Annotated in this window: 18 protein-coding genes and 1 pseudogene; 1 reads left to right on the forward strand and 18 read right to left on the reverse strand. The window is 61.0% G+C overall.

The genetic code is table 11. The features are described from left to right. Nucleotides 1–503: 503 nt before the first annotated feature. From QMG56_RS14300 to ectA, 7 genes are read right to left on the reverse strand one after another with little or no spacing between them, the layout of a single operon-like run. Nucleotides 504–1844 (reverse strand): MFS transporter, encoded by a 1341-nt coding sequence (locus QMG56_RS14300; protein ID WP_281822977.1) that lies wholly within the window; start codon nucleotides 1842–1844, stop codon nucleotides 504–506. 4 nt (nucleotides 1845–1848) lie between these two features. Then, complete coding sequence (locus tag QMG56_RS14305) at nucleotides 1849–3126, reverse strand: MFS transporter (RefSeq protein ID WP_281822978.1); 1278 nt, start codon at nucleotides 3124–3126, stop codon at nucleotides 1849–1851. A 15-nt stretch (nucleotides 3127–3141) separates the two neighbouring features. Beyond that, nucleotides 3142–4584: an aspartate kinase gene (locus QMG56_RS14310; RefSeq protein WP_281822979.1), complete on the reverse strand. Its 1443-nt coding sequence runs from the start codon at nucleotides 4582–4584 to the stop codon at nucleotides 3142–3144. Beyond that, on the reverse strand, nucleotides 4581–5498 hold the full coding sequence (gene thpD, locus QMG56_RS14315; RefSeq protein ID WP_281822980.1) for an ectoine hydroxylase: 918 nt from the start codon (nucleotides 5496–5498) through the stop codon (nucleotides 4581–4583). The genes QMG56_RS14310 and thpD overlap by 4 nt, the downstream gene beginning before the upstream one ends. Before the next feature lie 24 nt (nucleotides 5499–5522). Continuing rightward, nucleotides 5523–5936, reverse strand: coding sequence for an ectoine synthase (locus QMG56_RS14320; RefSeq protein WP_281822981.1), 414 nt, complete (start codon nucleotides 5934–5936; stop codon nucleotides 5523–5525). 11 nt (nucleotides 5937–5947) lie between these two features. Next, nucleotides 5948–7252: a diaminobutyrate--2-oxoglutarate transaminase gene (gene ectB, locus QMG56_RS14325; protein ID WP_281822982.1), complete on the reverse strand. Its 1305-nt coding sequence runs from the start codon at nucleotides 7250–7252 to the stop codon at nucleotides 5948–5950. 19 nt (nucleotides 7253–7271) lie between these two features. Further along, a complete protein-coding gene (ectA, locus tag QMG56_RS14330; protein ID WP_281822983.1) occupies nucleotides 7272–7769 on the reverse strand; it encodes a diaminobutyrate acetyltransferase in 498 nt (165 codons plus the stop codon). Nucleotides 7770–8049: 280 nt separating this feature from the next. On the opposite strand from ectA, the gene QMG56_RS14335 reads away from it, so the two are divergent. Next, nucleotides 8050–8571, forward strand: coding sequence for a MarR family winged helix-turn-helix transcriptional regulator (locus QMG56_RS14335; RefSeq protein ID WP_281822984.1), 522 nt, complete (start codon nucleotides 8050–8052; stop codon nucleotides 8569–8571). Between the two features lie 814 nt (nucleotides 8572–9385). On the opposite strand, the gene QMG56_RS14340 is transcribed toward QMG56_RS14335, so the two are convergent. The 11 genes and pseudogenes from QMG56_RS14340 to QMG56_RS14390 all read right to left on the reverse strand — a co-directional run bounded on the left by QMG56_RS14340 (nucleotide 9386) and on the right by QMG56_RS14390 (nucleotide 20579). Beyond that, complete coding sequence (locus QMG56_RS14340; RefSeq protein WP_281822985.1) at nucleotides 9386–9550, reverse strand: hypothetical protein; 165 nt, start codon at nucleotides 9548–9550, stop codon at nucleotides 9386–9388. A gap of 9 nt (nucleotides 9551–9559) precedes the next feature. Beyond that, complete coding sequence (locus QMG56_RS14345) at nucleotides 9560–10942, reverse strand: trehalose-6-phosphate synthase (protein WP_281822986.1); 1383 nt, start codon at nucleotides 10940–10942, stop codon at nucleotides 9560–9562. Between the two features lie 198 nt (nucleotides 10943–11140). Beyond that, nucleotides 11141–11422: pseudogene (locus QMG56_RS14350) on the reverse strand (STAS domain-containing protein); the annotation flags it as partial. 564 nt (nucleotides 11423–11986) lie between these two features. Continuing rightward, entirely contained in the window at nucleotides 11987–13963 is a 1977-nt protein-coding gene (locus QMG56_RS14355) for a PAS domain-containing protein (protein WP_281822987.1), read from the reverse strand. Beyond that, nucleotides 13963–14601, reverse strand: coding sequence for a chemotaxis protein CheX (locus QMG56_RS14360; protein ID WP_281822988.1), 639 nt, complete (start codon nucleotides 14599–14601; stop codon nucleotides 13963–13965). The genes QMG56_RS14355 and QMG56_RS14360 overlap by 1 nt, the downstream gene beginning before the upstream one ends. Further along, nucleotides 14598–14981 carry a response regulator transcription factor gene (locus QMG56_RS14365; RefSeq protein WP_281822989.1) on the reverse strand — a complete coding sequence of 128 codons (384 nt, stop codon included), beginning with the start codon at nucleotides 14979–14981 and terminating at the stop codon, nucleotides 14598–14600. The genes QMG56_RS14360 and QMG56_RS14365 overlap by 4 nt, the downstream gene beginning before the upstream one ends. A gap of 58 nt (nucleotides 14982–15039) precedes the next feature. After that, nucleotides 15040–15300 carry a hypothetical protein gene (locus tag QMG56_RS14370; protein WP_281822990.1) on the reverse strand — a complete coding sequence of 87 codons (261 nt, stop codon included), beginning with the start codon at nucleotides 15298–15300 and terminating at the stop codon, nucleotides 15040–15042. Beyond that, nucleotides 15297–17240: a chemotaxis protein CheA gene (locus QMG56_RS14375; protein ID WP_281822991.1), complete on the reverse strand. Its 1944-nt coding sequence runs from the start codon at nucleotides 17238–17240 to the stop codon at nucleotides 15297–15299. Before QMG56_RS14375 ends, QMG56_RS14370 begins: the two co-directional genes overlap by 4 nt. Beyond that, a complete protein-coding gene (locus tag QMG56_RS14380; protein ID WP_281822992.1) occupies nucleotides 17240–18094 on the reverse strand; it encodes a protein-glutamate O-methyltransferase CheR in 855 nt (284 codons plus the stop codon). Before QMG56_RS14380 ends, QMG56_RS14375 begins: the two co-directional genes overlap by 1 nt. Further along, on the reverse strand, nucleotides 18091–19194 hold the full coding sequence (cheB, locus tag QMG56_RS14385) for a chemotaxis-specific protein-glutamate methyltransferase CheB (RefSeq protein WP_281822993.1): 1104 nt from the start codon (nucleotides 19192–19194) through the stop codon (nucleotides 18091–18093). The genes QMG56_RS14380 and cheB overlap by 4 nt, the downstream gene beginning before the upstream one ends. After that, nucleotides 19191–20579, reverse strand: a complete 1389-nt coding sequence (locus tag QMG56_RS14390) for a chemotaxis protein CheW (protein WP_281822994.1) — start codon at nucleotides 20577–20579, stop codon at nucleotides 19191–19193. The genes cheB and QMG56_RS14390 overlap by 4 nt, the downstream gene beginning before the upstream one ends. Nucleotide 20580: the final 1 nt, after the last annotated feature.

Consider the following 20580-nt stretch of genomic DNA (forward strand, 5'->3'; position numbering starts at 1 on the left):
ACTTGCGCATCTTGTTGCGAAGCCAATCAAGAACGCAGCAGAAGACTAACGAACCGTCATACGCCCATCTACACGCCGGTCTTGTCGTGAAGCGCGAAGCGGCTGACGAGGTTGGCGCTGGCCCGATTATAGCCCACGACCTTGTCCTCTTTGCCGTCACAATGAAGTCGCTACGATCTTCTCGATGACGTCCCCGGCCAGGAATGTGCTTCTGAAACGTCGAAGAGAACCGAGTCCGCGGCGTCTGGGGTTTGCAAGGCGCGCGTGAAACGCTCGACCTACGCAAAAAATCTGGCCGGTCACGCGATAGACGGTAGGGTAGCCTTGGGCTGCCGGGTTCTGATCCACTGCAAGCATGCGCTGAACCGTGCTGGTAAAGTAGATGCCCCCGCTGGGTCTGACCGACGATTTTACAGCCAGAGCGACCATGGCGGGAGACAAGTGAGCGCTACCCCTAGCTACAATGACGCTCCGGCCATTTCGTCCTCCGTTCCCCGGTAAGATCAGGTCCTTGAATTCACCTCCGTGCCAGCGTCGCGCAGCGACAGGCGAGCAGTTTCCGGCATGAAGCGCAGGGCAACCAGCCCCACGACGCATGCCGCCATCATGTAGAAGGCTGGCATCAGTTCGTTGCCGGTCAGACCAATGAGGCTGCTGCCAATGGCGGGAGCCGTGCCCCCGAAGATGGACGTCGCGACATTATAGGCGATGGCGAAGCCTGCGAAGCGGACGGACGTTGGAAACAATGCGGGGAACGTCGCCGATATCGTCGCGAGTTGCGGCACATAGAGCAGGCCCAAAAGGGCGAACCCGGCTACGGCCCCGACGAAACCCGTTGCCATCAGCAGATAGGCCGGCACGACCAGCAGGAACAAGCCGATGAGCGAGAAGCGCCACAGCGGCTTGCGGCCGACCCGGTCAGACAACGCCCCGGCGAAGGGCAGCAACAGCATCATGAAGACCATGCCGATGATCGGCACGATCAGCGCGTCATTGGCGGACAAGCCCAGCCGACGCTGCAGATAGGTCGGCATGTAGCTTAGCAGTGTATAATTGACGATGTTGAGCGCGACCACGAGCCCGCCCATCACCAGCAGGGTGCGCCAATAGCCCGTTATCAGCGCGCTCAGTGTCGGTGAGGGCGGCTTGGCGCCCTGCGCCGCTTGCTCGGCTTCCAGGAAGACCGGCGTGTCCTCCATTTTCGATCGCAGATACATGCCAACTAGACCCATGGGACCAGCCACCATGAAGGGAACGCGCCAGCCCCAGTCATGCATCGTTGCGTCGCCAAGCATCAGCGAGAAGCCGAGCATCAGCAATGCGCCAAGCGCGAAGCCAGCCAATGTCCCGAATTCCAGGAAGCTGCCGCAAAAGCCGCGTTGGTCGTCGGGCGCATATTCGGCCATGAATGTCGCCGCGCCGCCATATTCGCCGCCGGTGGAAAAGCCCTGCACCATCCGCAACAGGATCAGCAGCGTCGGTGCCCAAAAGCCGATCGTGGCATAATCGGGGATGAGGCCAACGCACACCGTGGCTGCCGACATCATCAAGATGGTGAGAGCCAGCACCGATTTGCGCCCCATCCGGTCACCCAACGGTCCCCAGAACAAGCCACCAAGTGGGCGCACCAGGAACGAAATGGCGAAGGTCGCCAGCGCGAACAGCACAGCTTCCTCCGTGTCGCCGGGAAATAGCGCGGCCGAGATATAGGTCACGCCATAGGCATATATGCCATAGTCGAACCATTCGGTCGCATTGCCCATTGCGGATGCGCCGATCGCCCGGCGCAAGATGGTCCGATCAACGGCGGGTCGATCCGGGGCGGTAGGAATAGGCGAAGCCATGTGTTTATCCTGAGATGGGAGACGGCGGTCGATCGGTGGGTTTGCTCTCTTCGGGGCCGATTAGTTGCTGCGCATGAGGGTCGAGCATCGCGGCCATCGGTGTGGTGCGGGGCAGGATCTGATAGCCTTGCTGGTCGTCGCCCGGCACCGGCAGGGACGATGCCTGACGCCAGAGGCCGAAGACCAGTGTGCTGCCCGCAACCACGGCGATGAAGAGGAACAGCCCGCTTGCGCCGAGCAGTGTCATCGCCGCTGCCGCGCCGGTTGGTCCCAATGCCGCGCCGATCGAATAGAGCAGCACCAGCGCGCCGCTGGCGGCGACGCGAGCGGCCGGGTCGAGCCGGTCATTGGTGTGCGCGACACAGAGCGGATAGAGCGCGAAGCTCAGGCCACCGAACAGGCCGCCAAGAGTCAGCAAGGGCAGACCGATGCCGTCGACCATGCTCAGCGCAACGCAGACGGCCATGGTCCCGCCAAAGCTGATGACGATGACCCGGCGGCGATCGAAACGATCCGATAACCGCCCCAACGGCCATTGCAGCGCAACCCCACCCAAGATGACGGCGCTCATGAAGCTGGCGGTCTGGGACAGGTCAAGTCCCAGGCGGCGGACATGGACGGCGGCAAGGCCGTAAAAGGCGCCCAGCATCAGCCCGGTGGTCATCGCGCCAATGAAGCCCAGCGGGGAGGCTGTGTAGAGTTTCCGCATCGGACAAGGGGCATTTTGCCCCGGCATCGGCGCGGCGATGCGCGTGAGGACGACGGGAATGACGGCCAGCGAAATGAGGATGGAAGCGATCAGGAAAGGAATGGACGCTGTGCCGCCGAAGTTGAGCAGAAACTGCCCCAGCGCCTGTCCCGAATATAGGGCGATCATATAGCCCGCCAAAATGCTGCCGCGTGTTTCCGGCTCGGCCCGCTCGTTCAGCCAACTTTCCAGGCATATGAACACGCCCGCCACGCACAGCCCGTCGATGAACCGCAGCGAGGCCCAGAACAACACATTCTGGAACAGAGCATAGGCCAGCGTGCTGGCCGACAACAGCGACACGAACGCGGCAAAGGCTCTGATATGCCCGACCCGCTGTACGACAGGCCCGGCGCGCAACGCACCGACGGTCAGCCCGGCGAAGTAGGCGGTTGCCACCGCGCCGATCATAAGCGTGCCGCTACCACCCCGTTCCACCCGCAGGCTGACGAGGGTGGACAGAAAGCCGCTGCCCGCCATCAGCATGAAGATGGCGACCAGCAGGCTGCGAACCGGGAGTATCGATGACAACATGCAAAGAACGGCGGCTTAGGCTGCCTGACGCCCCTCGGTCTGATCGGCTACATCCTCGATCAGCCGCTGGTGCAGGACACGCACAGCGGTATCGAAATGGATGCAATCGATAATGAACTGAATATCCACGTTGCGGATCTGATGCTGCATCGCAATCATATCGACATTGGCCTCAGCCAGCGCATTGAGCGCATCGGGTACCAGTCCTGGCCGCGATATGTCGCTGCCAATCACCGACACCATGGCCACAGGCTGCGCGGAGATGGCGGCATCGGGGTAGAGCGATTGCAGGTCGGCCATGATCCGCTTCACCGTCGCCGCGTCGATCGACAGATAATGGGTGATCGTATTGGCGTTGGAGGATTTGCTGACGATCCACGCGCCATGGCGAGTCAGTGCATCCAGGATCGCGGCGTCATAGCCCTTTTCCCCGACCATATCCTGTTCGAAAAACTGGAGCGCCTGCATCGATCGTACGCCGGTGATGATTTCAACACGCGGCGTGTCCGACACATAATCGCCGCAGATCAGCGTTCCTTCATCTTCCCGATCGAACGTATTGCGGACGCGCAGCGGGATGCTGGTCTGGCGTAGGCCACGACCCGCGCGGGGATGAATCGCTTCCATGCCCAGATTGGCGAGCTGGTCCGCCACGTCATAATTGGTGCGGCCGATCTTGCGCGCGGAGGTTTCCCCGACCAATCGAGGGTCGGCGCTCGACAAGTGAAACTCTTTGTGGATGATCGCTTCGCGCGCATGAGTCAGCACGGCGATCCGCGAGAAGGTCATTTCCGAATAACCCCGAGCATAGCGCCGCACCATGCCCTCCGCGCATCCGGCATAGCCAGTGACGATCGGCATCGTATTGCGCAGATCTATGGGTGCCAGCGCTTCTACGATCCGCTCGTCCAGACTGCGCAGGTCATTCTGGTCCCACAGCGTCAGATCGACGAACACTGCGTTGATCCCGCGATCGCGCAGCAGCAGCGCGGTGCTGTGCGCGCTATGCGCCTCGCCAAGCCCAGCCAACAATTCACGTATCGTCAGCAGCTGTTCCTTGACGCAGAAGCGCCCATGGCTGCGTAACCGGCCAAGATCCTCCAGGCAGTCCTGCACCGCCGCAATCCGCAGATCGACAAAGACGTTCGCTTCCTCCAGGCTTGCGGCGCGCGCAAACATCCCGTCGTTGCGAGCGTGCATCGCCTCGCGTACCTTGGCCATCGCTTCGAGCCACCCGTCCGCGCCATCATCGGCGATGAAGCGGCCATAAACGCCGGGCACGCCAGATTTCTTATGTTCCAGCAGCAGGTCGGTCATGCCCGCATAGGCCGATACGACGAAGATGCGGTTGTAGAGATCATCGCCGCTGCGGCCTGCGATCAGGACATTGTCGAACAGGCTTGCCGTGGCCGCCATCGACGTGCCGCCGATTTTCTCGACGCTATGTAAGCCGCTCATACCATCACCTCAGCTGCCAGATCGCCATGACAGACCTTGATCGCATCTGCCTGCCGTGTTGCGATGAAGGATGGGCGCGGCGTCGCGGGGCCGAAGGGCGCAACCAGCTGATTGGACATGGCGTTATAGACCATGAAAGCGTTGGCGCGGGGAAAGGGCGTGATATTGCCGTTCGACCCGTGCATCAGGTTGCAATCGAACAGGATGACCGTCCCGGGCTTGCCGGTCGGCGCGACGATACCGTGCTGATGCGCGAGGTCCGCTAGGCTGTCCTCGTCTGGGACGCCGTATTCCTGCTTTTTGAGCGACATTTTATAATGGTCGTCCGGCGTTTGCCCCACACAGGTCAGAAAGCTGTGGTGCGATCCGGGGATTAGCATCAGCGGGCCGTTATGCGGCGTGTTATCAGCCAACAGGACCGACATGGACAGGGCGCGCATGCGCGGCATTCCGTCTTCAACATGCCAGGTTTCGAAATCCGAATGCCAGTAAAATTCCTTCCCCTTGAACCCCGGCTTGTAGTTGAGGCGTGACTGGTGAAGATACACCTCGTCATTCAGCAGGAAGCGGGCGACATCGGCGAGCCGGCTGTCGGCTGCCAGCCGCTGCATAGCGCGGCTCTGGCTGTGAATTTCGAAGATCGAACGGATTTCTCCGCCACCCGGCTCGGTGATGACGGTGTCGCCATCCAGCGCATCGGGATCGGCCAGCAAGGAACCGGTCTCCCGCTGCAGGAACGCGACTTCCTGGGCAGAGAAGAGATCTTCCAGTATCAGATAGCCATCGCGGTCGAATTGCGCGGCCTGCGCCTCCGAGAGCGGCGCTGCCTCGCTCCAGTCGCTATGAACGACCGGATCGAGACGGGGTAGAAATTGCGGTTCCGCCATTTGGCGGGATGGGTAGATGTCGGTCATGGGACTCCCCCTTTCTTTATGATTTCAAGACGTCAGTTCAGCCGTGCGGATCATGTCGGCCTCTGCTGGATAGGCGCCATTTTCGTCATGCACTTCGCGGCCGGTGACCGGCGGGTTGAAGACGCAAACAGTCAGGATGTCCGTTTGTGGGCGCACGATATGGCGGTCATGGGCGTTGAGCGCGTACATCGTGCCTGCGGCCAATTGGTGCTTTTCACCTGTGCCCAGATCCTCGATCGTGCCCTTACCCTTCAGCACAAGCACGGCTTCGAGATGGTTCTGATAATGCATCTTGAGTTCTTTGCCAGCGTACATGGTGGTGACATGGTATGAGAAGCCCATGCCGTCATTCTTGAGCAACAGGCGCGCGCTTTCCCAGCCATCGGATTTAACGTTACGGTCGGATTTGCGGATGTCGGTGAGGTTACGTACAATCATGCAGTATCTCCTTATTCTGCCGCCACGCCAAAGGAGGCGGCAAGCGTCTCGCGCACGCTAGTTTCCAAGATATCGAGACCGGTCGACAAGACAGCGTCGTCGATGATAAGCGGGGCGAGCACCTTGACGATTTCGTCATGGGGGCCGCTCGTTTCGATGATGAGGCCGCGTGCGAAACAGGCGGCGGTAATGACGGACGCAATTTCGCCCGATCCGACGTCGATGCCGCGCATCATGCCACGTCCACGTGTCGTCAGCCCTTGTTCGCGGGCCATCTTGTCAAGTCGGCTTTCCAACAGCGCGCTGCGACGGCGCACATCGGCGGCGAAGCTGTCATTGCCCCAGAAATGGCGCAAGGCGGCCGTCGCCGTGACGAAGGCATGGTTGTTGCCGCGGAAGGTGCCATTATGCTCGCCCGGCGACCATTGGTCGAGCTCGGCGCGGAACAGCGTGAGTGCGAAGGGCAGGCCCATGCCGGACAGAGACTTGGCCAGCGTGACGATATCGGGCGTAAAGCCCATATCTTCGAAGCTGAAAAAGCCGCCAGTGCGGCCACAGCCGGCCTGAATGTCATCGACGATCATCAGCGCACCGTGCCGCTTGGCGATCTCGGCAATCTTGCGCAGCCATGCCGGCGACGCTGCGTTCAGGCCGCCTTCACCCTGCACGGTTTCCACCAGGATAGCGGCGGGCGCATCCAGCCCACTGGACGGGTCCGAAAGGCGCTGTTCCAGAAGGTCGGCGGTATCGACGTCGGAGCCATGATAGCCGTCATAGGGTTCGTGGCTGACATGGCTGAGCGGCACGCCTGCGCCACCGCGCTTGGCAGCGTTGCCGGTACAGGCCAGCGCGCCGAGCGTCATACCATGGAAGCCGTTGGTAAAGGCGATTACCATTTCGCGACCCGTAATCTTGCGCGCCAGCTTGATCGCAGCTTCCACTGCATTGGTGCCTGTCGGACCAGTGAACATCGCGCGATAGTTCAGCTTGCGCGGTTGGAGTACCACTTCCTCAAAGGCTTCCAGAAAGGCTGCCTTGGCGTCAGTATGCAGGTCGAGGCCATGGGTGATGCCGTCCGCCATAATATAGTCGAGCAGCGCTTGCTTGAGGATCGGGTGGTTATGTCCGTAATTCAGCGTCGAGCAGCCCGACAGGAAGTCGAGATAACGCCCACCCTGATTATCGTGCATCCACACATTTTCGGCGCGATGAAACTGGCGCGGCATCGACCGGGCATAGCTGCGCACGATCGATTCCCGGCGCTCGTAAATGCCGGTATCGGGAATGGCCTGGGTGGGTTTAGGGGCTATCGTCATGGGGGAAGTCTCCGAATATTTACTGGCGGGCTTTGGAAGGGAGGGCGAAGGGACCGATCGTTGCTTGCCACTCGGTCTCATGCGCACCGACGAAATGGGCATTGCGCTCGAACAGCGGGGTTTTAGTCAGGTCGGTGCTCAGGTGCCCGGCGATCCCCTTGAACAGCGCCCAGGAGGCCGCATTGTCCGGGGTAATCGTGGTAATCAGGTGCGTGACGCCTGCGGCCGATGGACGCTCCAGCAAGGCGGCGATCATGCGCTGCGCCAGCTTTGCACCGCGCGCCTGCGCCGCCACTGCCACCTGCCATATGAATAAGCGACTTGGGTCGGCGGGCAGGCGATAGCCCGATACCCAGCCGACGATCCGGCCGTCCCGTTCGGCGACAAGGCAGCAATCGGCAAAATGCGTGCATTGCAGCAGGTTGCAATAGGACGAATTGCCATCGAGCGGCGGGCAGGCGGCGATCAGCGCGGTGATGGCAGGGCCATCCTGCGCCACCGGCATGCGGAAATTCATAACTCGTCCAGTCTCATTCTCATGAAACGCAAAATTCCGTGGCGACAGGACTGCCGCATCGATTTCACGATCAAATATGATTAGCCTCCCAAAGTATATTGTGTCTGGACGAATGGCTCCGCCTCTATTGCTGCGACGCAATATATACATAATAACGCGAATTTTCAACCCTATGGTCTAGATCATCTAGCCATTGGTACTTCCAGCCTTTGTATTATCCTTCATTATGTAAAGGAAATTGCCATTGGCATGGCAGGCCTCAAACGGATAGCTATCGGCCATGGACTCCGACCTTTCGAACCTGACGCTACAGGCGCTCCGCCGCATCCTTCGCGCGACCGAGATCGGTAGTCGTAAGCTGGCGACAACCACGGGGCTGACACCTTCCCAGATGCTGGTGCTGCGAGAAATCGACACGCGCGCTCAGGCGACGCCGAGCGCCATTGCAGCAGCTTTGAAATTCAGTCAGGCGACCATTACCAATGTTGTCGACCGACTGGTGGGGTCGGGCTTGGTTACCCGCGCCCGAAGCGATAGGGATAAACGGCAGTCCATCCTCAGCTTGACTGTGAAAGGGCGCGAGGCACTGGCTTGTGCACCCGACATGCTACAATCGCAGTTTACCGACCGCTTTAGGTCGCTTGCTGCCTGGGAGCAGGCTATGATTCTGGCAACATTAGAAAAATTAAGCCTGATTTTGGGTGTGCAAGATATGGATGTCGCACCGGTGCTCGACAGTGGGGTGATAGACAGATCCGAACCAAACTTGTCTTATGACTTATCGGCCGATTGTCGTCATTAAGAGATGCAAAATCCAGGGGTGACCACCCCCGGACCTTGCGGACGGGGATGGATCGAAGTCGTGCGGTGGTGGAGGGCCGTCGATTAGTGTGAGCACCCCTTTCCTTTCCACCAGACCTGAACGGAAACCAGGGCTTCGGGCCAGAACGCCAAAAGGAGGACAGCGGAAAAGATGGATGATACTGCACCTCACACAACCGGCATCGACATCTCAAAAGCGACCTTAGATGTCCAAGTCACCCTGATGGCTGCGCGCGCTAATGCGGCCCAAGGCCGCAACCACCTGATATAATGGCTCGAGCAATTGCAGCTCGATAGGATCGCCTTTGAAGCCACTGGCAGGCTGTGGCGGATCTACCGTGCGCCAAGCTCAACCGGGCTCGCGAGCGGCGCTTTGCATTTGATCGACGCCGAAACGAAACCCATTCGAATTTCTTCCATGTCATGGTATTTCAATGAGACAATATCCGGAGCCGGGGCCCTGATAGGCGCCGATCATGACCCCGCCAATATTCCCTTCTCGGTCTCTCTTCAGATAGTCGTACGCGCCGAGGCAGGAATCCCCTGCGAAGCCGATCCACACGCCACGGATAATAGGTCAGTTCGCTGACGGATAACCGTGGGCACATCTATCCAACCGATGCCCCCTGCGTCAATACAATCTCCGCTCCACCCAGCTTGCCGATTACCTCCTCCGGCTTGTGCTTCTTGGATTGCATTCTTCATCTCCTCCATGATCCAAAATAACATTAATATTGGACCACTCAGAAGGACGCAGATCATAGCGCCTACCGCGACGGCCTGAGTTTCGGAGTTCAACGGAGTAGATCGGCCGCCTTCATACCGGGGCGAACCCTGATAATGCGCCCTTCGAACTCCAGATCGATCCCGGCAGACAGCCGGTTGCAAGTCTCGAGGCTTTCAAGGCAGGCGGCAGCCAGCGACGTGCCGGCTTCGGCTTTGGCTTGCAGGATGATCATGTTAGTCCTTCAGTTCGAAAGGGTATTGGAAAGCGCATCGGTGAATGTCCGCCGCCACCAGATCACGTCCTCCTGTTCGATATTGTCCATCATGGCACGCCACCGTGCCACCCGTTCGCCCAGCGGCATAGCGAGTGCGCCGGCGATCGAATCGGCTATCTCCTCCGGGCTATGAGGATTGACTAGCAGGGCGTCCGTCAATTGCTCGGCGGCTCCAGCAAAGCGCGAGAGTATCAGGACGCCCGGATTCTGAGGATCCTGAGCAGCGACATATTCCTTGGCGACCAGGTTCATGCCATCGCGCAGCGGCGTGACCAGCCCGATGCGTGCGGCCCGGTACATGCCCGCCAGTTGGTCGCGAGGATAGCCTTTGTTCACATAGCGAATGGGTACCCATTCGGCGTCGGAAAACTCTCCGTTGATGCGTCCCGACAGCCCATCGAGGCTCGCCCGTATCTCCTGATAGCTTTGCACGTCACTGCGCGACGGGGGCGCGATCTGCAGAAGAAAAATGTCCTGCTGCACCGAAGGATGCGCTGCGAGGAAGCGTTCATAGCCTAGAAAACGTTCCTGCAGACCTTTGGAATAGTCCAGCCGATCAACGCCGATGATCATCGTGCGGTCATTGGCGCTGATGCGCATGCGTCGATCTACTTCTCTTGCCACAGGTGCATTGGCGCTGATCACGAAATCGGCCGTATCGATGCCAATCGGGCAGGCAATGACGCGGACACTCTGGCCCTCATGGGTCACGACACCGTTTTCGCCGATGTCGGCGCGCAGCTCGCCTCTCGCATAGTCGAGGAAGGTTTCGACGCCATCGTGCGTCTGGAAACCTATCACATCATAGGCAAACAGCGATTCCACCAGTTCGCGGTGGCTGGGAAGCGAGAGTAGAAGCCGCATGGGCGGCCAAGGTATGTGCAGAAAGAAGCCTATCCGGTTCTTCCATCCCCTTTGTCGCAATTCACGACCCAACGGAATCAGGTGATAGTCGTTCACCCAGATTAGGTCATCCGCCTCCATAAGCGGCGAAACGGTGTCCGCGAAGCGCGCATTGACGCGCTCATACCCTCCGGCAAAGCCCCGCTCATATTCTGCCAGATCGATTCGAAAATGAAAGAGCGGCCACAGCGTACGATTGGCATAGCCATTATAATATTCGTCAATGTCCTGCGCTTCGAGATCGATCGTGGCCGTGGTGACGCCGAAGTTGCGCTGGAAGTTGATATGCCCGGTGAACTTTTCCGTTTCGGCACCCGACCACCCGAACCAGATGCCACCACTTTCGCGCAGTGCTGCCGACAATGCGACTGCCAGACCACCCTGGCTTCCTGTTCCATCAGCCGTCGTTGCCGAGACGCGGTTCGATATGATGATCAGACGGCTCATACCGCGCATCCCCAACAACTGCTTCCGGGATATGCGGCTCTGTGCTTGCGTGCATCTTGACGCAGCTCTGCCCGAATTTCCCTTTTTAGATTGCCGATCATGCTGTGTGCCCCCCAATGTGGCTTCCGAACGGTCATCAAGTTTTTATGGCTAGACGGCAAAAGCTGCCTAAGCGCGGGGTAACCGGGCCAGGCCGCCTCAGTGCGGTCCGGCCCCTATCTCGACGCCGGTTTTGTCATGAGGCGCGAAGCAATCAACAATATCGGCGCTGGCCTTGTTATAGCCGATGACTTCCATAGTATACCCTTCGCGGCGTAATCGATCGATCACCTAGTCAAGCGCGCCAACGCCAGAAATATCCCAGAAATGGGCAGCTGTAACGTCGATCTGGACGTGCCTTGCTCCGTTATTCTGGAATGCTCGCTTGAATCGATCCACCGAAGCAAAGAAGAGCTGGCCCGTGACGCGGTACATTGCGATGGTGCGCGTGAAGTCGGGATCCGTGTATGTGGATCGGCGCCGAAGCGACCCTTCGAATTTCTTCCATGCCACTACATTTCAATGAGATAACATCAGGAGCCGGGGTCCTGTTAGGCGCCGATCATGACCCCGCCAATATCCCCTTCTCGGTGTCTTGTCAGATAGTTGTACGCCTCCAATGCAGAAATCCCCCGCGACGCCGATTCACACATCAGGGCAGCTAAATCAATTACGCGGTGTCCCGGCAGACACCTTCTGATGTCGTTTAGAGTTTCGGACGCCGTGAGGCGTCGGAAAGTCGGCGGTGCCCGAACCCGCGGGCCGCAAGCGGTGATCTATGGGGATTTCAACTTTGTGGGCATCTGGGCGGCGAAGATTTGTGTCCGCAGTGAAAAAATATTCATTGTCATCAGCTCACAGATAGTCACCGGTCGCCACACAATCGCTGATCGCGATCATCGCGCCGCGTAACGATCTTATCGTTCATATGCGTTCATTTGGCACCCTGGGTGATGCAGAAACGAGACGGGGGGGCGTTATACAGGCGATTGAGAACTGGTGCGTTTAGCGCTCATGGAGAAGATCTCGGACTTTCAATGCCAGCGTATTGTAGTTGAAAGGCTTGGTAAGCAAATCGACCCCAATTTCCAGCCGGCCATCTCGGGTAATCGCGTCACGCGTGTATCCAGACGTGTAAAGCACCGCTAGATCGGGCTGCAACAGCTTGGCCGTGTCTGCGAGCTCACTTCCGGACATTGTCGGCATTACGACATCGGTCAGAAGCAAGGCGATTGGAGGATCGGCCCTTTCAAGCAGCTTTAACGCGGTCGAACCGTCATGCGCTTCGGTGACCCTATATCCCAGTTCCCTCAAAATACCGACCGTATAGGCTCGAACATCGTCGTCGTCTTCCACCACCAGGATGGATTCCGTACCGCCCGCCTGCGCGTGAACAGGCGCTACGTCGGCAACGCGTGCTGCACTTTTACCAAGGTAGCGCTGAAGAAATAAGGTGATGATCGTGCCGCTGCCCGGTGTAGAGCGGATTTGAATATGACCGCCCGATTGCTTGACGAAGCCATAGACCATCGACAAGCCCAGACCCGTACCTTTGCCCACTTCCTTCGTCGTGAAAAATGGATCGAATACCTTCTCCACCGTCTCGGGCGACATGCCAATGCCGTTATCTTCGACGCTGATAGCGACATACTCACCCGCCGGGGCATCCGGGACGGCCTCTGCATCCAGCGTGACGTTCTTGGCTCCAACCGTCAGTGCCCCGCCATCAGGCATGGCATCGCGCGCATTAACCGCAAGATTGAGAATGACGTTTTCCAACTGATTGGGATCGGCCTCGACCGTCCACAGGTTCGCGGCTGGCATGATCTGGATCGCGATGGACTCGGAGATCGACCGCGTTAGGAGGTCGGACATGCCGACGAGCAGCCTTTCGACGTCAATCGATTTTGGATCAAGCGGCTGGCGACGGGAGAAAGCTAGCAGGCGCTGGACAAGCGCCGCTGCCCGATCCGCCCCTTTCAGCGCATTTTCGAGCGCGCGCTTGGCGCGGGGATCGGCGCCGGGATCGAAGCGGCGGATAACGGTGTCGATATTGCCGATGATGATCGTCAGCAGATTGTTGAAATCATGCGCGATGCCGCCGGTCAGATTACCGACCGCCTCCATCTTCTGCGCCTGGCGCAGCGCATCCTCGACCGTCTGCCGTTCCGCCACCGCCTGCGCCACCCGGGTTTCGAGCGTTTCATTGAGGTCGCGTAGCGCTGCTTCCTGCGCCTTTGTCGCCGTTACGTCGTAGATGACGCCGATCAGACGATAGCCGCCATTGTCCTTGTCGCGTATGATCTCGCCGCGCCGGGCGATCCATCGCTCTTCGCCATCGTCGCTGCGGATGACGCAAAAGCTGCCGTCCAGCGTCTCGGGCGGTCCGCCGCGATGGGCTTCAGGAATGAGGTCGGGCTCGTCCGCGTTCTTGAGGACCGAATTTATCGTCCGCACCGGAAGCATAGTGGCGGGGTGTAGGCCAAGCAAACGGCAAAACTCTTCCGAAACCATCGCTGTCGCGTAGCCATCGGAATATTCGAAGGTGCCGACACCGCCGGCCGACTGCGCGATGCGCAGCCGCTCTTCGGTGCGCTTGCGCTCAGTCACGTCCACAAGCAGTCCGGTGAAACGGACGGGCGCGTCCTGTTCGTCGAAATGGGCCTGACCGCGGCCGTGCATCCACAGCGTTTCGCCGTTTGGAGTCACAACCCTGAATTCCTTGGAGAAGCGCTCCGCCCCGGATGTCATTCCCGTCGCAGCGATCTTGATCCGGGCCTGATCCTCAGGATGAATTGCCTTGAAGAACAGGCGCGTCGGCAGGGGGTGTTGAGCGTCTTCGGGGTCAAGGCCGTACAGTTCGGCAAAGCGTTCGTCGATGCGTAGTTCGCCGGTGCAAATGTTCCAGTCCCATGTGCCGCTCGTTCCTGCGGCGGCGAGGATCGCCCGGACTCCGTCTCCCGTATCGGCCCCGGCGGCCATCAGTGGGTGTCGCCGACGATGCTGGCGATGAACTCCTCGAGAAGCATCTTCAGGATGCCCAGCGACGGCAAGTCCATGATCATCGCTATGTAGCCACGTATGTCATGCTTGCGCACCGCAAAATCGATGTAAAGGAACAGGACCAATCCATCCAATGGACCGTCCTCGTCGACCTCGAACAGCATTTCACCAGAGCCGCGCAGCACTTCGGGAATGGTCATCGTCAGAGAGCGCTTGAGCATATTTGCCATCGTCGCAAGGCAGCCGTTGAGGATGACGTTGCCGGTCTCCGCCAGCGCTTCATGCTCCAGATCGACCACTTCCTGCGCAGTCAGTTCGCCACCCGTCACTGCCCGCACCAGCTCCAGACTGTTGGTTTCGGGGAAGATCAGCAGGGCACGGCCCGAGAAAGGACCCGAAAAATCTTGCCGCACGGCCACCAGTTCGGAGGCTTCGCGTTCGCTGATGAGCCGAGCTGCGCGGCGCTGGCTGACGACTTCTATCGACGGCACCGACAGCAGCACCTGATCGCCAATCATCTTGCGTAAGCTCGACGCTGCACGGCTAACGCCGATATTGACGATCTCGGTCAAGGCGTCGCGCTCGAGATCGTCGAGTGAGAGCCCTTGGGCGATCATGCTTGCGACGACCGCAGGCGCAATGCGGCGCCGGACAGAAAGCCCCGCAGGCCCTCGCTGGTCACCGGCTTCGCCACGAAGGCCGCGCCAGCGGCGCGCGCGCGGGCGATGATCTCATCCTGGATATTAGCGGTGATCAGGGCGATCGGCATGTCTGGCCGCGTCTCGCGCAATTCCTCGGTTAGCTGGAGTCCATCCTTTTCGACCATATTGAAATCGATGAGGCAGATGTCGATTGGCTTTTCCGCGATGATGGCCAAGGCTTCGGCGGCGGTCGACGCCTCCAGTTTCTGCCATTCTGGCTGAAGTGCGGCCAGCGCCTTGCCCGCCACGATCCTGGCAAGTTTGCTGTCATCGACGATTAGGACGGTAACGGACATGAAAACTCCAAAAGACGCGACACAGGACATCGGAGTCGCACTATCTGCCCCGCCACTATTAGTCCAACGCGTTGCTGTCGTCACTGATCGTGAGGAGGGGCGCAACGAAATTGGCTTGAAAGGGATCTGATGGTTTTCCGATCGTCGGTGGCTGCAGTGCGAGCAAAATCTGGACGCTGGAACTATGCAGTCGGGTCACTGCGGACAGATCAACCGTCGCGCCTCGAACGCGCTGCAATGCCGCCAGCAACGGCTCGGCATCCTCGACAGGACTGTTACCCTCGACATGAATCGTCACACCTTCAATCCACACACTCATCCGACGACCTCCGCCATGTTGAGCACCAGCATTACGGCGCCGTCCCCCATCATCGTAGTCCCCCCGACCAGCGGCATGCCCGCCAGCAATCCCGACGGGGGCCGCACCATCGCATCCAGATGTTCATGGAAGCCGTCGACCCGCAGAGCGACCGGATCGCCGCTGGCCCGCGTCACGAGCAGTTTGACCGGCGATGCGCCGCTATCGATGCCGCCCAGCATTTCAGCTAGGCTGACGACCGGGACGGTGCGATCACGAAGGACGCAGGCCATGCCCGTGCCGACCGGCACCAGCCGGTCGCGCTCCACCCGGACGGTTTCGGCGATCTGGTCGAACGGCACGGCGTAGCGGTCGCGCGCCACTTCGATGACCAGCAGGCGGGTGGTGATCGCATTGGCGGGGAGCCGCAGGGTGAAGCGGGTTCCCCGGCCGACGACGCTGTCGATCTCGATCCGGCCGCGCAGGCGATCGATGGCGGCCTGCACCGCGTCCATGCCGACGCCACGACCCGAGACGTTACTGACCGTTTGCGCGGTCGAGAAGCCGGGCGCGAAGATCAGCGCCAGCGTGCTGGCATCGGACAGCGATGCGCGGCCCTCCGCCGAAATAAGGCCACGAGCAATAGCGACCACGCGTATATGGTCGCGATCGATTCCGGCACCGTCGTCCGCCAGCGTCACGACGATATCGTCGGCCTCGCGCCGGATAGCGAGGGTCAGGCTGCCGGTCGACGGCTTGCGAGCGCGCGCGCGCCCGGCTGTATCCTCGATCCCATGGTCGATGGCGTTGCGCACAAGATGCAGCAGCGGTTCGAACAGGCCATCGGCAATCTGCTTGTCGACCTCCGTCTGCTCGCCGGTCATCACGAAACCGATATCCTTGCCGAGGCTCCCCGCGATCTCGCGCACCAGACGGGGCAGACGGCGAAGCGCTGGCGCCAGCGACACCAGCCGCACGGCCGAGACCGCGCGCGACGCGGCGCCGACGGCGCGCTCAAGGTCCGCCTGCGCCGCACGGATGCCAAGCGCGAGCGGTGGATCGATCGCGTCGGCGCGTTCAGCGAGGGTAGCCAAGGCGTTGGTCGCCACCACCAGCCCGCCGACCGTATCGGCAAGCGCATCCACCCGTTGCGCATCGACCCGCAGCACCGTGGTCGCGCCTTGCGCTACATCCGGTTCCGCTTCGCTGTCCGCCTTGATTTCGGCGCCTACCCGGTCGGCAGCGACCGGCAAGAGCTTAAACTGGTCAGGCACCAGACGGAAGAACGGTCGCAGCGCATCGACCGTCGCGGTGGTGAGGCCTTCTATCGCCATGACGCAGGAAAACGCCTCGAACCCGTCGCGTGTCGGCCACGCTCCATTGGCCGGCAGAATATCGACCGCCAACATGCCCGGTAGGGTTGCAACCAGCGCCAGCGGATCCTCACCGCGGAAAAAGGCGTCGCCATCGGGCGCATAGCGGAACGCGACCAACGGGACGTCGCATCCCTCGATCGCCGCGCGGCGGCGGTCGAGCAGTTCAGCGAGCCAGTCCATGCCGACTGCAGGCTGCAGATCCCCAGGCATTGCAACTGGCGGCGCAGACGACAGCCGCTCGGCAATATTGGCGGCGTCCGGCCCCAGCGCACCGTCCCGTTCAAGTTCGTCGATCCACCGGTCGATCTGGTCGATCGTCGCCACCAGCCCCGCCATGTCTTGACCCGTCAGCTGGCGTTCTCTCTTGCGTGCGAGGGAGAGACCATCCTCGGCCCCATGAAGAAGGCGCTCCGCAGGTGCCATGTCGAACAGGCCGACCGATCCCTTAAGCGTATGGACTGCGCGGAAGGCCGCATCGATCGCGGCGGCATCGCCCGGATAGTCGCGCAATATCGCGAAAGCGGCATTGGCCTCCGCGATCAGGTCACGGCCTTCGATCAAAAATTGCTCTAGTAGTTCGTCCATTACGCCCGACGATAGACGATTGCGTCGTTAAGGCGAACCAGATCGAAACGATCGCTGATCCGCGTCATGGATTCGCTATGGCCAAGACATAGATAACCGCCAGGCACGAGCCGGTCGTGCAGATTGTCCGCCGCGATCAGCCGCGACGCGTCGTCGAAATAGATGAGCAAGTTGCGGCAGAAGACGACGTCGAACCGTCCGAGACTTTCCAAGGAGGCGGCGTCAAACAGGTTGGCGGCGGTGAAGCGCACCGATTCGCGCAGATCGTCTATGATCTTACGGCGATGACCCTGTTCGGGCTCGAAATAGGCGGCGATCAGCTTTTCCGGCAGCCGTTGCAGCGCGCGCGCCGCAAAGCGTCCTGCGATGGCCGCCTCGACTGCCTTGGTGTCGATGTCGGAGCCGACGATCTCAACATTATAGGCGTCGACAAGCGGCCAGTTTTCGAGCAGCCACAGCGCAATCGAATAGGCCTCGTCGCCGGTCGAGCAAGGCACCGACCAGATTCTGACCAGATCGCCTGGCCGCTTGTCGGCGATGATGGCTGGCAATATCTCGTTGGCCAGCGCGGCGAACTGATGCTCTTCGCGATAGAAATAGGTTTCGTTGATCGTGAAGGCGTTGGTCAGCACCTCGCGCTCCCCGGCGTCGCCGCCCAGCAGCGCCAGATAAGCGCGCATATCCTTGCAGCCCGTCTTTCCGATCCGCTCGGCGACCCGCCGTTCGATATAATAGCGCTTGCCCTCACCGAACGTCATGCCTGTCCAGCGATAGATCAGCGCCGTGACTTTCTGCAGCTCGTCGGGCGAAATCGAGATATCCGGCCCCCTGGCCGGGCGGGCGGTGTCGCTCACCGGCCCACTAAACTGTTGAGCCTGCCCGCAATGGCGTCAAGCGGTTCGATATGATCCGCGCCGCCTGCCGTGACGAGCGCGCCCGGCATGCCCCAGATCAACGCCGTCTCCTCGGCCTCGGCGATCGTATGGCCGCCCCTGTGCGCCAGTTCCGCCATTTCCCGCGCTCCGTCATTACCCATGCCGGTCATCAACACACCAATGAGGCGTTCGGGGGCGAGAAATTGCATCGCGCTTTCAACAAGTCGGTCGACGCTGGGATGCCAGTGCAGTTCGGGCTTGCTGGGCGCAGCGAGGGCGATGAGCGACGCCCCCCGCCGGCTGATCAGAAGGTCGGCATCGCCCCGGCCGATATAGGCGTGACCCGGCAGCAGCGGCTCGGATTTCACAACTTCGACAACGGTGAGTGCGCAGAAACGGTCGAGCCGGCGAGCCAGCGCACCGGTGAAGCTTCTGGGCATATGCTGCGCGACGACGACGGGCCAGGGGAAGTCCGCTGGAAGGCCGGCCAGAACCACGTCCAGCGCCGCAGGACCACCCGTCGAGGTGCCAATGATGACGAGCCCTTCGCCGCTCGATCGCCCCGGCAGCGGCTTTGCTGTGCGCGAAGGCTTGGCGGGCAAGGCGGATCGCAGCGCCTTGCCCTTCGGCGGCGTCCCCGCCGATCGCAGTCGCACCCGGTCCGCCAAACGAGTCGCGCGGGATATCTTCGCCTGCGCCGCCGATCGCACCTTTTCGATCAGCAATTCGGCAAGACCCTCGATCTCGATCGAGATAGGCCCGTGCGGTTTGCCGATAAAATCAATCGCACCGAGCGCCATCGCTTCCAGCGTCTCGTCGGCACCCTCCGCCGTCAGGGCCGAAATCATCACCACCGGAGTCGGCCGCTCGACCATAATCCGGTCCAGGCACTCAAGCCCGTCCATGTCGGGCATGTGGACGTCGAGCGTGACCACCTCCGGCTTGAAACGATGCAGCAGCTCTATCGCTTCCACGCCATTTTTGGCGGCCTTGATCTCGAAGCCACCCGCTTTGGTAAAGATGTCGAGCAGCAGCCGCCGCATCAGCGGCGAATCGTCGACGATGAGCAGCCGTGTCACGAAGGCGCGACCGCTGCCGCTTCGTTGATGCCGGTGAGCATGTCTCGCTCGGTGCGATCCAGCAGTTCCTGCGGACTGACGATCAGGACGATGCGCCCGTCCTCCAGCGTAGCCACGCGATCGAAAACGTGCGTTTCCTCGCTACGCATATTCGGCGCGGGGCCGAGCGCAGCAACGGGGATGCTGCGCACCTCGGTGACGGCATCCACCACGAACCCCGCCGCCAGTTCGCCGACGTGCGCAACGATGACGCGGCGACGCGCGCCGTGCGCTGGCGTGCCTTCGAAGCGCATCGTCTGGTCGATCACCGGTATGACCAGATGACGCAGCCTCATCACCCCCTGGACGAAGGCCGGCGCCTTGGGGAGGCGGCCGAGCTTCGACGGCAGCGCCGCAATCTCGATCACCGTTTCGATCGGCATTCCGAACGTGCTGCTGCCGATGCGGAAAATCAGAAACTGTTCCTGCGCTTCGCCGCTCATGGTCTTCGTCATTTCGTCCTCGGTGGAACCGGTCTGCAGCAAGCGCGCGGTGATATCTTCCCGAATCAGATGCTCGGGTGCCAGCACGGATACGAGCCGCTCGCCGCCCTCTAATCGGCATATCGCCTGGATGCGCGCCTCACAGCTTCCGCGCGCGAGGACCGGCGGGACCGGATCGATCTGACTTTCGGCGACGCGGATGACGCCGCGCATAGCATCGACCACCAGGCCGACCAGATGGGTGCCGATCCGTAAGACTACGATGCGCGCCCGGGCGGTCTGCCCTATATCCGGCAAGGCAAGCAAGGCGCGGAGCGACAGTAGCGGAAGCAGCATATCGCGGACCGCAATCGATCCGACCACGACGCTGTCGGCGTGCGGCAGAGAAGCAATGCTATCGGGCAGCGGCGCGATTTCCTGCACTGCGCCGACGGGGAGGGCAAACTCCTGGCCGCTCGCCAGAAAGGAGACCAGCAACACTGAAGGTTCGACCGCGAGCGCCGTCCGGGTTTCCCCGGCGCTGACCCGCATCCGGGGTCTGGCAGGCCCCGAAAACGCACCCCTCGCGAGCGCTTCAACATCGACCTTGCACACATGCTCGCCGCTGGTCAGGGCGGAGATCGCTTCCACGGCGAGCACGAGGGGATCGGCCGTGTCGAGCAGGATCACGCGGCGTTCGTCGCCCTCCGAACGCCCCGTCAGCCGGGCGAAGGACAGGACCGGCAACACCGAACCACGAAAATTGCCAAGGCCGATCAGGCTGGCCGGTGCATGGGGCACGCGGGTCAAGCGGGGCATGCGCCCCACCTCCCGCACCAGCGACGCGGCGACGCCGAAATAAGTCTCGCCGCAGCGAAAGCCCAGCATAGCTTCGTCGTGCGGGGGTGATGTGGCACTGGCCATG

The sequence above is a fragment of the Sphingobium sp. BS19 genome (assembly GCF_027925545.1).
GTDB lineage: Bacteria > Pseudomonadota > Alphaproteobacteria > Sphingomonadales > Sphingomonadaceae > Sphingobium.